The following is a 12,962-nucleotide window of genomic DNA, read 5'->3' on the forward strand; positions in this document are numbered from 1 at the left end:
TTTCGCATCAGCCGAGGTGCAGTTCCTCGCAGAGAAAGGTCTGCAAAGTCTGCACGGCAGCCTCCTGCGCACCGGAGACCGCGCGCATGAAGAGCCCGAAATCGGCGGTGGGCGCATCGGGCAAACCATCGGCCTGGCTTAGCACACGCATCGACTCGGAGCGGATATTGCCCTCGAGCAGCACCGACACGCCGAGCCCCGCTTCCACCGCCGACTGCACCGCCGGCAAGCTCGTGCTGGTACACACGATGCGCCAGGCAATCCCCGCGCGCCGCAGCGCCGTCAGCACCTGCTGTTGCCACAGGCACGCGCCGCCGAATGCCACGACCGGCAATGGCGCTTCACCGTCATGACTGAAACCGCGCGCGCCGACCCAGAAGAGCGGCTGAGTCCATGTCAGCAGCGGCGCCGCATCGACCAGCGCGGGATCGCCGACCACCACGTCGAGGCCGCCGTCGGCGAGACGCTTCGACAGCGCCGCGCTCGTATCGACGACGATCTCCAGCGCCACCTGCGGATACGCCGTCGAAAAGCGCCGCAACGCGCGCGGCAGCCGCCCGACCGCGATGTCTTCCAGCATGCCGAGCCGCACGGCGCCGGACACCTGCTCCGCGCTCAGCGCTCGCCGCGCGTCGGCCCCGGCGCCGAGAATCGCATGCGCATAGGGCAGCAGCAGATGCCCCGCCTCGGTCAGTTGCACACCGCGCGGAGAACGGTCGAGCAAGCGCTGCCCCAGTTCCTCCTCGAGCCGGCGCAACTGCATGCTCACTGCGGCCTGGGTGCGCGCGAGGCGCACCGCGGCCGCTCCGACCGCGCCGGTCTCCACGACGGTGACGAAGGCGCGCAACAGACTGCTGTCGAGATCTCGCATCATCAAATTTATTGAAGATCGCATAAGAAATATCAACTTATCTTAATAGCGCTTGCGCCGATAAGATAGCCTCTGACGAACGCCGCGAACCACCACCGCAAACCACCCCATCAAATCGCCATGCAAGACACCACCATCAAACCGGCGCTGAACCCCGCGCCCAGCGCAACAACGCCGCTGAAGACCGGCAACGCGGCGGCCGGCGCGGCCCTGCTGTGCGTGCTGTCGATGTCGAGCGTGCAGTTCGGCGCGGCGCTCTCGGCGCCGACGATGGCCGCGTACGGCTCGCTCAGCACCACGTGGCTGCGTCTATGCTGGGCAGCGCTCGTGCTCGCGCTGCTGGTACGCCCGCGGTTTCTCGCCTACTCGCGTTCACGGTGGCTCGCGGCCGGCGCCTTGGGTGCGGCGATGGCCGGCATGACGCTGTGCTTTTTCGCGGCGCTTCAGCGGATTCCGCTGGGGCTTGCCGTCGCGATCGACTTTCTCGGCCCACTGGCGGTGGCGACCTTCGCGGTGCGCCGTGCCCGAGCACTGTTGTGGCCGGTGCTCGCGATTGCCGGCGTCGTGCTGCTGGCGCGCGATCGCGCCGGCTGGATCGGCGAGCCGCTCGGCGTGCTGCTCGCGTTCGGTGCGGCGCTCGGCTGGGGCAGCTACATCGTGCTGATGAAAAAGACCGGCAAGATGTTCGAGGGGCTCGAAGGATTGTCGGTATCGCTGCTCGCGGCGGCGCTGGTGGCCGCGCCCTTCGGTCTTGCCGAGAGCGGCGTGCACATCGCCACCGGACAGATTGCGGCGACCGCGGGTCTCGCGCTACTGGTGCCGCTTCTGCCGTATGCGCTGGAAATGGTGGCATTGCGCCACATGCCGGCCGCTTCGTTCGGGATCCTGATGAGCGTCGAGCCTGCCATCGGCGCACTGGCCGGTTTCGTGGTGCTGCATCAGCCGATGGGCCTGTTGCAGCTGGTGGGCACGCTGCTGGTGGTCACCGCCAGCGTCGGCGCGGTGGTGGCCATGCGCCAGGCGGCGCCTCGCCGTAGTCGGTTGCCGCCTACGGTTGCATGAAGCTGCCTGCGCTGCTTCTGGTTGCCGCGCGCCCCCTCAGGCGAAGTTTTCCGCTTCGTAAAGCCGCCGCCCGGCCGCATCCTTCGCGCCGAGGGTCGGCATGAAATCGATCGGCCACTCGATACCGATGTCCGGATCTCTCCACAAGATGCAGCGCTCGAGTTCGGGGAACCAGTATTCGGTGGTCTTCCACAGGCATTCGGCGCTGTCGGACAACACCACGAAGCCGTGCGCGAAGCCCGGCGGCACCCATACCTGCCGATGGTTGAGCGCGCTCAGATGCACACCGCACCATTTGCCGAAGCTCGGTGAACGAAGCCGCACATCCACCACGACGTCGAATACCTCGCCCACTACCACCCGCACGAGCCGGCCTTGCGGGCGCTGCACCTGATAATGCAGACCGCGCAGGACGCCACGCACCGCACGCAGATGACGATCCTGCACGAAGCTGAATCCGTGCGCCACGTCGTCGGTAAACTCGTCCGCGCTAAAGCTCTCGAAGCAGAAGCCAAATTCGTCGCTGAACACCTCAGGCTCGATGATCTTCACATCCGGCAATGCCGTCGCCGTTACCTTGTTGCCCATTGCCACTGTGCCCGAAAGAAGCCTGCCCGGCGAAAGCACGGCCGGCAATCCAGCCATGTCGAACGGTTTGAACGGTTTTGTTCCCTGCATCGTCGGCCCGGCGCCGGCGTAGGTCTACGCCTCGCTCGTTACGCGGCTGCGTGCACGATATTCGGTGGGCGACAGCGCCATGCGCTTGCGAAAGATCTTCGCCAGACGATCGCCGTTGCCGGTGCCGCTGCGCCGCGCGATCTTGTCGACCGGCAATTCGGTTTCGGTCAGGAAGTTGCAGGCAATGCGCAGCCGCATCTGCAGCAGATAGTCGGATGGCGTCACCTGCATTTCATGCTTAAAGCGGCGCAGGAAATTGCGCTCGCTCATGGCCGCCACCTGCGCAGCATCGGCAACCGACACCGGACGGTCGCAGTTCGCTTCCATCCAGCGCGCGGCGGCACGGATTTTTTCCGCCACGCTGAGCGTGCCACCTTCAGCCGGCAGCGGCACCCATGCGGCGGCCATGCCCGGCATCACACGATTGGCGACGCTGCGCGCGAGATCCGCGCCGAGATCGCGTTTGATGAACATCAGCGCGCTGCGCGCGCAGTCGTGACGGTCGTCGGCGGAGTTGGGCGCGGCCTCGGCCGCAACGCCGCCCAAATGACGGCTCGCCTGCAGGCCGTCACGCTCGAGCGGGCCGGCGGCTTCCAGCACGAGACGGCCCTCGCCGATCGTTTCGATCGTGCGAGTGCGCGTTTGCACCGATCGCAGCCAGCTCAACAGCCGCTCGTCGCGCGCGGCCACATGCGCGCCGTAGCCTCCCGCGATGAACAGCACGTCGAAACCGGCGCCGTAACGCGCATCGATCCGGTCGGTCCAGATGCGCACCGACGAAGAACTGGCGACGCTGCCGCCGTCCATCGACAGAAACTGCACTTCATAGGGCGGGTATTCTCCGGTCCTTGAACCGGCGAGTTCGTTGGCGGTCTGGAACATCTCGACCACCGTGGCGGGTCCGAGCAGCCAGAAACCGTCGAACAGCAATACGCCGATGCGCCGCGCGGCGGAACGCACGTTCAGGGTCGGCGTGCGTAACCAGGTGATCCTCGCCGTATCGATGCTCATGTGCGACATGATCTTTCCCCAAAGCGGTAATGCATTGTGGACCCCGTTGAACCGTCAGGCCGGCCGATATAAGTGTGTGTATTATGGCCTCTGAAATTCGCCGGCAAGGTTGTTTGGCTGATTATGCGAGATGTTAGCGGAATGCACCGCCATAGTAAATTTCAAAAAACAATCCGTCAGTTCAAATCCGATCGGTCAGCGCGAATCGGAATGTATGAAGAAAACCATTTTCGCGTGTTTCATGCGAGCGCAAGGAGATAAGCCCGCGAAACTACGGACTACGGCGGATTCGCGGCGAAGCGCGCCGCGCCTCGATCTCGCAGACCCTTATGCACACTACCTTTCAAGCCGGGTCAGGCGCGCGTCGGACAACCGCCCCAGTTTATTCCCACACTGTGAATCCGTCGCTTCGACTCGCGACTCCGGCTGACAAAAGTGTTTCAAACCTGAAATACAAACCTCGCAGATAATGAACATTCAATCCGGTTTTAAATTCGCAAACCGGGAATTTATTGACTCGACAGACGTGGTAATCCGCGCATTATATTGCTGCACGCCAGATTAAGTAATTCGGTGCCGGATTTGGAATGACAAAAATTGTTTCATTATTGAAACATCAGAGATCTTAATATCTTACATAACTTGACGATCTTGCATCGCGACATCGAAAACATCAGATGATTGAGCGGTTCGAATATCCCTTCGCTCCCCTGTACTTAAACAGAGCTTCATCCGCTGAACAGAGTTTCAGCCGCGGATCGCTGGCGTGGGTTTTTATGTCTTGATCCATAGGCTCATAAGGTCAATTCAAACGATCTCGCCAGGATGCCGGGCAATTGCATGCCGCCGGTTGCGCGCTCGCCCCATGTCGAGTCGCTCAGCAGCAACTCGGGTTGTGCGCCGAGCTGTTCGAGCTCGCCGCCGAGCAGCCGGTACAGGCTGTCGTCGAAACGCATGGCTTCGAGCGGCGCGACGATCTGCCCTTGCTCGACCCAGAAGGTCGCGAAGCGCGTCATGCCGGTCAGGCGGCAATTCATCCGGTCCGAGAAATTCACGTACCAGAGATTGCCGATGTAGAGGCCGGTATCGAGTTTCGCCAGCACGTCCTGTTCCGCCAGATCGCCGCCCTCCATCGAGAGCGCCGCCGGCGATTCGCTCGCCAGCGCGCCGTTGGGCGTCAAACCGTACTCTCGTGCGCTGCGGGCATTGGTCAGGCGTTCGGCGCTCCGCCCCGCCCGGATCAGCGGCACGCTTTCGCGCAGATAGCCGTCGTCGTTGAAACCCGGCGTGATGCCGAGATCGAGGTCTTCACTCAAGCTCACGCGCGGATCGAGCGCGACTTCGCCGGTGTGCAGTTTGTACAACTCGCTGCGCGAGCTCGCCTGGGCTCGCGCGGAGAAACCGCTCCATGAGCTCGTGCCGAGCAATTCCGCCACCGCCGCGGGCGCCAGATACGAGCGATAGCGCCCCGGCGCCAACGCACGCGGCGTGCGCGCGAGCACGGCAAGGCGGCCCGCCGCCTGCTCGACTTTGCGCGCGAAAACGGCATCGCTCCAGTCGTCGCCGGCGTAGGTCGTTTTGATCGCGCGGCCGCTCGGGTCGTACAGCGACCAGCTGAAATTGAAGTTGTCGACCTCGTACCAGCCGCGGCTGCCGCGGGTGGACGCGAAGCCGCGCACGATCGTGCCGCCCGCGTAAAAGCCGACGAAATCCAGCCCTTGCGCGCACCCGGCGACGGTGCGCAACAACGCTTGCGGATCCGGCAGCTTGCCGGAGCGCTGCGTGGCGCGCTGCCATCGCGATGTATCGAACAGCAGATGCGGATCGTCCGCCGCGTTGCGCAGGCCGTCGCGCAAGGTGTCGAGCGCCGCGCTCACCTCGTCCAGATCCTGTTGCAGGTCGCCGCATACGGTCAGTGTCGAATAGGCCTGGCGCGCGCCGTCGATCAGCCGCACGGTCAGCTTGCCTTGCGACACGCTGCCGATCTGCCGCACCTTGCCGGCATTGAAGCGAATGAAGTCGGACTGCTCGCCGGCAAACGAACTCAGCGTGATTTCACGACCCTGCTGCAAGCGCTCGATCGCCTCGGCCAACGCCGTGAAATGCTGCTGCCAGTCGAGCGACGCACCGGTTCGAGAGGACATGAACTGGCTCATCAGGCGCCTCCGAACACGTCGACGTTGCTGAACACGCAAGCCGGCGAGGCATGGCCGACGCGAATGATCTGCGCCGGTTCGCCCTTGCCGCACATCGACGTGCCGTACACCTCGCGCGTGCCCGCATTGCCCACCGCGCTCAGGCTGCGCCAGAAATTCGCCGAGATGCCGCGATAGTTCGGCTGCTTCACGACCTGGGCTAGCTGGCCGTTTTCGATCAGCTGGCCGAACTCGCAGCCGAACTGAAATTTGTTGCGATGGTCGTCGATCGACCAGGAGGTGTTGGTGCGCATCAGAATGCCGTGTTCGATGTTGCCGATCATGTCGTCCAGCGAACTGTGGCCGGGTTCGATATTCAGATTCGCCATGCGGTCGATCGGCGGCCGGTTCCAGTTCGACGCCCGCGAATTGGCGACGCCCGGCATCTGCGCGCGTTGCTGCGAGAGCGCGCCGCCAAGCGGCCGTTCAAGCACGCCGTCGCGAATCAGATACTGCTTGCGCGCTTCGCTGCCGTCGTCGTCGAACGCGTACGCGGCGGCTTCCTCGCGCAGTTCCGGATCGAAAGTGACGTTCAGCAGCTCCGAACCGTAGCGGTACGAACCGAACATCTCCTGCTTGACGAAGCTCCAGCCCGCGAAGTTGCGCTCGTCGCCGAGAATGCGGTCGAGTTCGAGCGGATGGCCGATCGACTCGTGAATCTGCAGCATCATCTGATCGGGCATCAGCAGCAGATCGCGCTTGCCCGAAGGGCAATTCGGCGCGGCCAGCAACTGCAATGCTTCATGGGCGACCCGCACGCCCGAGCCTTCGAAGCCGAAGCGCGCCAGCACTTCGATGCCGCCCTGCCCGAGCGTGCCGTAGTCGCCGCCGAGCGTGCGCACCTGGGTGTCCCCGTTCGCATGAGCGGCCACGCTCAATTGCGGCATGACAAAGCGGAACTGCTGATCGATCCGCACGCCGTCGCCGGTGATGTAAAGCTGATCGGTATGCGTGATCTGCACAGCCGCCACCCGCTCGACGATACGGGCATCGAGATTCGCGCTCGCGCATTCCACGCCCAACAGGTCGAGCCATTCGGCGCGGCCGGGTAACGCGCGCTGCGCATTCGGCGACACATAGCGGCCGCTCGCAGCCGGACGCGCCACCTCGCGATGATCGATCAGCGAGAGCGCGGCGCTCGCCTCCGCGCGCGCGGTCGCTATGTCGAGCGCGGCCTGCAAACCAGCGGCGGACAGATTCGCCGTGGCCGCGTAGCCCGCTCCCGCGCCCACCCAGGCGATCAGCATCGCACCGCGATCGCGCACCGTGCGCAGCGGCTGGGCGATGTCGTTGCGGATTTCATGGTCGTCGATCTGTTCGTCGACAATGCGCAGCGACCAGAACGCCGCACGGCTCGTCAGCGACCGGGCGGCTTGCGCCCAACGTTCGTCAATCATTCGAGGTTCCCGTATGAGTCCGTGCTCAGCCAGCCGCCGGCACAACCAGCGACGATGCCAGCAGCGACTGAGTATAGGGATGCGAAGGCGCGTGCAACACGTCGAGCGTGTCGCCGGCTTCCACGATGCGTCCCGACTTCATCACGATCACGCGATGCGCCATGGCTCGCATTACCGCCAGATCGTGCGTGATGAACAAGTAGCTAAGCTTGTACTTTTTCTGCAGATTTGTCAGCAGGTTCAGCACCTGCTTCTGGATCGACACGTCGAGTGCGCTGGTCGGCTCGTCGAGCACCAGCAACTCGGGCTCGACCGCCAGTGCGCGCGCAATCGCAATGCGCTGGCGCTGCCCGCCGGAAAACTCATGCGGATAGCGCAGCATCGCGTCGGCGGGCATGCCGACCTCTTCGAGCAGACCGGCCACGCGCGCGCGCCGCGCCTTGGCGTCCACTCCCGGCCGATGCATGACGAGACCCTCGCCGACGATCTGCTCCACCGTCATGCGCGGCGACAGCGAACCGAACGGGTCCTGAAACACGACCTGCATGCGCGAATACAGCGCACGGCGCGAGGTGGCGGTCTTAAGCGTCGACAACGGCATGCCGTCGATGTGGATGTAGCCCGCGGCCGGCTGCTGCAAGCCGAGCACGGTGGCCGCCAGCGTCGACTTGCCGGAACCCGACTCGCCGACGATGCCGAGCGTCTCGCCGCGCAGCACGCTCAAATCGACCTCCTGTACCGCGCGAAATGTCGAGCGCTGGAACAGCGAACGCCAGCCTTTCGCGGACGTGCGGTAATCGACGGCGAGCCCCTGCACTTCGAGCAGACGCCGCGTGCCGGCTTCGATCGGCTCGATCGCGCGTTGCGGGGCGCTGTCGAGCAGGCGCTTTGTGTACGGATGCTGCGGATCGGCGAACAAGGCTTCGGTCGTATTGGTTTCGACCAGCACGCCCTTCTCCATCACCGCGACGCGCTGCGCGAAGCCCCTGACCAGATTCAGGTCATGCGTGATCAGCAGCACGGCCATGCCGCGCTCGGCCGCCTCCTGTTCCTGCAACGCGATCAGCAAATCGACGATTTGCTGGCGCACGGTGACGTCGAGTGCGGTGGTGGGTTCGTCGGCGAGGAGCAGGCGCGGACGGCACGCGAGCGCCATCGCGATCATCGCGCGCTGCCGCTGGCCGCCGGACAGTTGATGTGGAAAGCTGTCGATGCGCCGCTGCGGCTCGGGAATGCCGGTCCGTCTGAGCAATTCGATGCCGCGCTCGCGCGCCGCGTTCGGCCGCAGGCCCTCGTGCAGGCGCAAGCTTTCGGCGATCTGCTTGCCGATCGTGAAGAGCGGATTGAGCGCCGTCATCGGTTCCTGAAACACCATCGCGACGTCGGCGCCGCGAATCCCGCGCATCTGCTGCTCGGTTTTTTGCAGCAGATCTTCGCCGTCGAGCAGCATGCGCCCGCTCAACCCGGCATGCTCGACGAGGCGCAGAATCGACAACGCGGTGACGCTCTTGCCCGACCCCGATTCGCCGACCAGCGCAACCCGCTCGCCGCGCGCGATCGAGAGGCTCAGTTCGTGCACTGCGACCTTCTCGCCGAAACGCACGGAGAAGCGGTCGATTTCCAGCAAAGGGCGGTTCAGCTTCGGGTCGCTCATCGCGGTCCTCCGCCGAAGGCCGAGCCGCGCGAGCGCGTATCCAGCGCGTTGCGCAGCGCGTCGCCCATGAAGGTCAGCAGCAGCAGCGTAGTCACGAGCGCCGCAAACGCCGACAACGAAATCCACCAGGCGTCGAGATTGTTCTTGCCCTCCTGAAGCAACTCGCCGAGGCTCGGTGTCGGCGGCGGCACGCCCAGGCCGAGAAAGTCGAGACTCGTCAGCGAGAGGATCGCCGCGCTCATGCGAAACGGCAGAAACGTAATCACCGGCGTCAGGCTGTTGGGCAGGACATGACGCCACATGATCTGCCAGTTCGACAGGCCCATCGTGCGCGCCGCCTTCACGTAATCGAGTGAACGGTTGCGCAGGAATTCGGCGCGCACGTAGTCGGACAGCACGAGCCAGCCGAACATCGAAAGAAGAATGAACAGCAGCCAAAGGGTCGGCTCGAATATCGACGCGAAGATGATCAGCAGATACAGATCCGGCATCGAGCTCCATATTTCGATCAGGCGTTGCCCGATCAGATCGGTGCGTCCGCCGTAAAAACCCTGCACCGCGCCGGTGAACACGCCGATCAGCACGCCGGACACAGTGAGCGCGAGCGCCATCAGCACGGACAAACGGAAGCCGTACAGGAGCCGCGAGAGTACATCGCGACCGTACTGATCGGTGCCGAGCCAGTTGTTCGAGGACGGCGGCGCAGGATACGGATGCGCCGCGAAGTAGTCGATCGTGTCGTAGTGGAAATGATTCGGCGGATAGAGGGCAAAGTTGCCTGCCGACTCGAGCCGCGAACGGATATACGGATCGAGGTAGTTCGCGCGGGCCGGAAAGTCGCCGCCGAACAAGGTCTCCGGATAGTCCTTCACGATCGGAAAGTAGTAGTGGCCGTCATAGCGCACCACAAGCGGACGATCGTTGGCCAGCACTTCGCCGAGCAGACTGATCGCGAACAGCGCGGCGAAGATCACGAGGCTCCAGTAACCGAGCCGCTGGCGCTTGAAGCGCAGCCACGTGCGCCGCCAGGGCGAAGGCGACGCCGCGTGCGCGACGCCCGCCGCGTCAGCGGTCCAGGCGGTTGAATTGGATGCGGGGGTCGACGAGGACATAGCAGACGTCAGCAATAAGTTTGGTTACGAGGCCGATCAGCGTGAACAGAAAGAGCGAGCCGAGCACGACCGGATAGTCCCGGCGAATCACCGAGTCGTACGAGAGTTGACCCATGCCGTCGAGCGAGAACAGCGTTTCGATCAGTAGGTTGCCGTTCAGGAAAGCGCCGACAAATGCGGCGGGCAAACCTGTCAGCAACGGAATCGCGGCATTGCGCAGCACGTGCTTCCACAGCACGTCGCGCTCCGGCGCGCCCTTGGCTCGGGCGGTCAAGACATATTGGCGGCCGATCTCTTCGAGAAACGTGTTCTTGGTCAGAATCGTGACGATCGCGAAGTTGCCCACTACCGAGGCCGCGACCGGCAGCACGATGTGCCACAGATAATCGAGTAACTTGCCGAAGGTGCTGAGTTCGCCGAAGTTGTCCGACGTGAGACCGCGCATCGGAAACACCTGCCAGAATGTGCCGCCGCCGAACAGCATCAGCAGCAGCACGCCGAGCACGAAGCCGGGAATCGCGTAGCCGGCCAGCACCAGCATGCTCGTCACGGTATCGAAGCGCGAGCCGTTGCGCACCGCTTTCGCAATGCCCAACGGCACCGATATCAGATACGTGAGCAGCACCGTCCACACGCCGAGCGTGATCGACACCGGCAGCTTCGAACGGATCACGTCCCACACGCTGTCGTGCTGGAAGTACGACTGGCCGAGGTCGAAGCTCGCGTAGTGCCTGAGCATCAGCAGGTAGCGCTCGAACGGCGGCTTGTCGAAGCCGAACTGCTTCCTGATCTGTTCGATCTGCAACGGATCGACGCCCTGGCTGCCGTGATAGCCGCCCGATCCCGCCCCCGCCTCTCCGCCACGGCCAGTGCCGTGGCGGAGTTGCGTCATCACCTGTTCGACCGGCCCACCCGGCACGAACTGCGTGACGACAAAGGTCAGCGTGACCACGCCGAGCAGCGTCGGCACCATCAACAGCAAACGTCTGAGAATGTAGGCAAGCATGCTTTACCCCGGTGAACTCGGTGCGACCTCAATGAGCCGCGGAGGTGACGGTCTGCGCGGTCTGTGGTTTCGCATACCAGTAGCTGACGACCCAGTCTTCGTACACATAGGACACCGGCACGACCTTCGGAAACCCAAGCGTGGTCTTGTAGCCGATCCGCGCGCCCGGCGCGTAGTACTCGGGCACGAGATAAAACGAGTTGATCAGCACACGGTCGAGCGCGCGCGTGGCTGCCTGCAGGTCGTCCAGACTGGTGGCCGCAAGCGCGGCGTGAATCAGCGCGTCGACCGCGCTGGAACGGATCCCCGGATAGTTGTCCGAACCGGGCTGTGACGCAGCCGCACTACCGAAGCGGCGCTGCAGTTCCGCGCCCGGAATCGTCACCGGGGGATAGATGTACGTGGTCATGTCGTACTCGAAATTGTCGAGCCGCTTCTGGTACAACGCACTGTCGATCTCGCGCATATGCGCCTCAATGCCGAGCGTGCCGAGCGCCTGCATGTACGGCAGGATCAAACGGTCCATGCCGGGCTGGTCGTCCATGATCTCGATGGTCATCGGCGTGCCGTTCGCATCACGCAACGCGCCGTCGCGATAGTGCCAGCCGGCTTGCGCGAGCAGATCGCGCGCCACCCGCAGATTGCCGCGCAATGAATTCGGCGCGATGGTGTCGGGCTGCCTGAGCATTGGACCGAACACTTCCGGCGACAGGCTCGCGCGATACGGTTCGAGCAGAGCGAGTTCCTTCGGGCCGGGCATGCCGGTCGCGCCGAACGGACTCGCGTCGAAATAGCTGTTGGTGCGCCGGTATTGACCGTGGAACATCATGCGGTTCATCCAGTCGTAGTCGAAGGCCATCGTCAATGCGCGGCGCACGCGCACATCCTGAAACATCGGCTTGCGCAGATTCATCAGGAGGCCCTGCATTTGCGCGGGACCGTCGGCGAACTCGCCCTTCTTCAGCAGACCGTTCCCGAAGTTCTTCCCGACGTATTTGCGCGCCCACTGGGTCGCGCTGTATTCGACGATGACGTCCGCGTCGCCGGCCTTGAAAGCTTCGAGCTGGGTGTAGTGATCGTGATACAGCTTGAACGTGATGCTCGCGAAGCGATACATGCCCCGCCGCGACGGCAGATTCGCGGCCCAGTAGTTCGGGTTGCGGCGATAGGCGATCTGCTTGTCGTTCTTGCGCGCTTCGATCAGATACGGGCCGCTCGCGATCGGCGCCTGGTTCGCAATCTGATCGAACGGCGCACGGGTGCCGTCGGCGCGCATGCCCCACTTCGGCGAGAAGATCGGCAGGTCGCCGGCAATCAGCGGCGCGCCGCGCTCGGCGCGCTTGAAATCGAAGCGCACCGTGGCCCGGTCGACCACCACGGCGCGCTTGATAACCGAGAACTGCGCGTTGTATACCGGCGAAGCTTGCGGGCTCGTCAGCGTATCGAACGAATATTTGACGTCGGCAGCGGTGATCGGATCGCCGTTCGAAAAGCGCGCAGCCGGATCGATGTGGAAGGTCGCCGAACCGAGGTCCGGCGCCACCTCGACGTCATCGGCGATCAGCGGATACTCCGAGGCCAGTTCGTCCCAGCTGCGCTGCATCAGCGTATCGAACATCAGATGCAGAATGTCCGGTGCGGGCGCGCCGCGCACGAGGAACGGGTTCAGCGAGTCGTAGCTCTGCAGCTCGTCGAAGTTCTGGAAGCTGAGCGTGCCGTCGGCCGGCGCCGTCGGATCGGCGTAGTCGAAGTGCGTGAAATCAGCGGGATATCCAGGCTCGTCGTATTGGGAAATCGACGGTTTGGCCTGCGCCGGCGCCGCGCTCAGGCTCACGCCAACGCACAGCGCGGCCAGCCATGCAGCGCCCAAGGTCGGCACCGGCATGCGCGCGATCGCCCACACGGCGCGCGGCCAGCGAAACGTCACAAGTCTCATCTTCGGCATGCTTGAAGACGCACGCCGGTTGGGAGCCGGC

10 protein-coding genes are annotated in these 12,962 nt (G+C 64.0%); 1 reads left to right on the forward strand and 9 read right to left on the reverse strand.

Annotation, left to right across the window (positions count from 1 at the left end; all coding sequences use genetic code 11):
* Window positions 1-7: 7 nt before the first annotated feature.
* Window positions 8-874 carry a LysR substrate-binding domain-containing protein gene (locus DLM46_RS17395; protein ID WP_244306269.1) on the reverse strand — a complete coding sequence of 289 codons (867 nt, stop codon included), beginning with the start codon at window positions 872-874 and terminating at the stop codon, window positions 8-10.
* A gap of 117 nt (window positions 875-991) precedes the next feature.
* Between DLM46_RS17395 and DLM46_RS17400 the strand changes: the two genes are divergently transcribed.
* Window positions 992-1,933: an EamA family transporter gene (locus DLM46_RS17400; protein ID WP_115101970.1), complete on the forward strand. Its 942-nt coding sequence runs from the start codon at window positions 992-994 to the stop codon at window positions 1,931-1,933.
* Window positions 1,934-1,969: 36 nt separating this feature from the next.
* Here the strand turns inward: DLM46_RS17400 and rfbC are convergent, their stop codons facing one another.
* The 8 genes from rfbC to DLM46_RS17440 form a co-directional block, all read right to left on the reverse strand.
* Entirely contained in the window at window positions 1,970-2,521 is a 552-nt protein-coding gene (rfbC, locus tag DLM46_RS17405) for a dTDP-4-dehydrorhamnose 3,5-epimerase (RefSeq protein WP_115101971.1), read from the reverse strand.
* 114 nt (window positions 2,522-2,635) lie between these two features.
* Window positions 2,636-3,631 carry a GlxA family transcriptional regulator gene (locus tag DLM46_RS17410; protein ID WP_115101972.1) on the reverse strand — a complete coding sequence of 332 codons (996 nt, stop codon included), beginning with the start codon at window positions 3,629-3,631 and terminating at the stop codon, window positions 2,636-2,638.
* A 785-nt stretch (window positions 3,632-4,416) separates the two neighbouring features.
* Complete coding sequence (locus DLM46_RS17415) at window positions 4,417-5,778, reverse strand: TldD/PmbA family protein (RefSeq protein ID WP_115101973.1); 1,362 nt, start codon at window positions 5,776-5,778, stop codon at window positions 4,417-4,419.
* A complete protein-coding gene (locus DLM46_RS17420; RefSeq protein ID WP_115101974.1) occupies window positions 5,778-7,214 on the reverse strand; it encodes a TldD/PmbA family protein in 1,437 nt (478 codons plus the stop codon). The genes DLM46_RS17415 and DLM46_RS17420 overlap by 1 nt, the downstream gene beginning before the upstream one ends.
* 25 nt (window positions 7,215-7,239) lie before the next feature.
* Complete coding sequence (locus DLM46_RS17425; protein WP_115101975.1) at window positions 7,240-8,868, reverse strand: ABC transporter ATP-binding protein; 1,629 nt, start codon at window positions 8,866-8,868, stop codon at window positions 7,240-7,242.
* Entirely contained in the window at window positions 8,865-9,980 is a 1,116-nt protein-coding gene (locus DLM46_RS17430; protein WP_115101976.1) for an ABC transporter permease, read from the reverse strand. Before DLM46_RS17430 ends, DLM46_RS17425 begins: the two co-directional genes overlap by 4 nt.
* Complete coding sequence (locus DLM46_RS17435; protein ID WP_115101977.1) at window positions 9,934-10,986, reverse strand: microcin C ABC transporter permease YejB; 1,053 nt, start codon at window positions 10,984-10,986, stop codon at window positions 9,934-9,936. Before DLM46_RS17435 ends, DLM46_RS17430 begins: the two co-directional genes overlap by 47 nt.
* Window positions 10,987-11,014: 28 nt before the next feature.
* On the reverse strand, window positions 11,015-12,922 hold the full coding sequence (locus DLM46_RS17440) for an extracellular solute-binding protein (RefSeq protein ID WP_115102090.1): 1,908 nt from the start codon (window positions 12,920-12,922) through the stop codon (window positions 11,015-11,017).
* Window positions 12,923-12,962 lie beyond the last annotated feature (40 nt).

The organism is Paraburkholderia lacunae (assembly GCF_003353175.1).
Taxonomy (GTDB): Bacteria; Pseudomonadota; Gammaproteobacteria; order Burkholderiales; family Burkholderiaceae; genus Paraburkholderia; species Paraburkholderia lacunae.

Coding starts and splice junctions, on each gene's coding strand:
- DLM46_RS17415 (WP_115101973.1), bottom strand. CDS start 5,778: ATGAGCCAGTTCATGTCCTCTCGAACCGGTGCGTCGCTCGACTGGCAG.
- DLM46_RS17400 (WP_115101970.1), top strand. CDS start 992: ATGCAAGACACCACCATCAAACCGGCGCTGAACCCCGCGCCCAGCGCA.
- DLM46_RS17395 (WP_244306269.1), bottom strand. CDS start 874: ATGATGCGAGATCTCGACAGCAGTCTGTTGCGCGCCTTCGTCACCGTC.
- rfbC (WP_115101971.1), bottom strand. CDS start 2,521: ATGGGCAACAAGGTAACGGCGACGGCATTGCCGGATGTGAAGATCATC.
- DLM46_RS17420 (WP_115101974.1), bottom strand. CDS start 7,214: ATGATTGACGAACGTTGGGCGCAAGCCGCCCGGTCGCTGACGAGCCGT.
- DLM46_RS17410 (WP_115101972.1), bottom strand. CDS start 3,631: ATGTCGCACATGAGCATCGATACGGCGAGGATCACCTGGTTACGCACG.
- DLM46_RS17425 (WP_115101975.1), bottom strand. CDS start 8,868: ATGAGCGACCCGAAGCTGAACCGCCCTTTGCTGGAAATCGACCGCTTC.
- DLM46_RS17430 (WP_115101976.1), bottom strand. CDS start 9,980: ATGTCCTCGTCGACCCCCGCATCCAATTCAACCGCCTGGACCGCTGAC.
- DLM46_RS17435 (WP_115101977.1), bottom strand. CDS start 10,986: ATGCTTGCCTACATTCTCAGACGTTTGCTGTTGATGGTGCCGACGCTG.
- DLM46_RS17440 (WP_115102090.1), bottom strand. CDS start 12,922: ATGAGACTTGTGACGTTTCGCTGGCCGCGCGCCGTGTGGGCGATCGCG.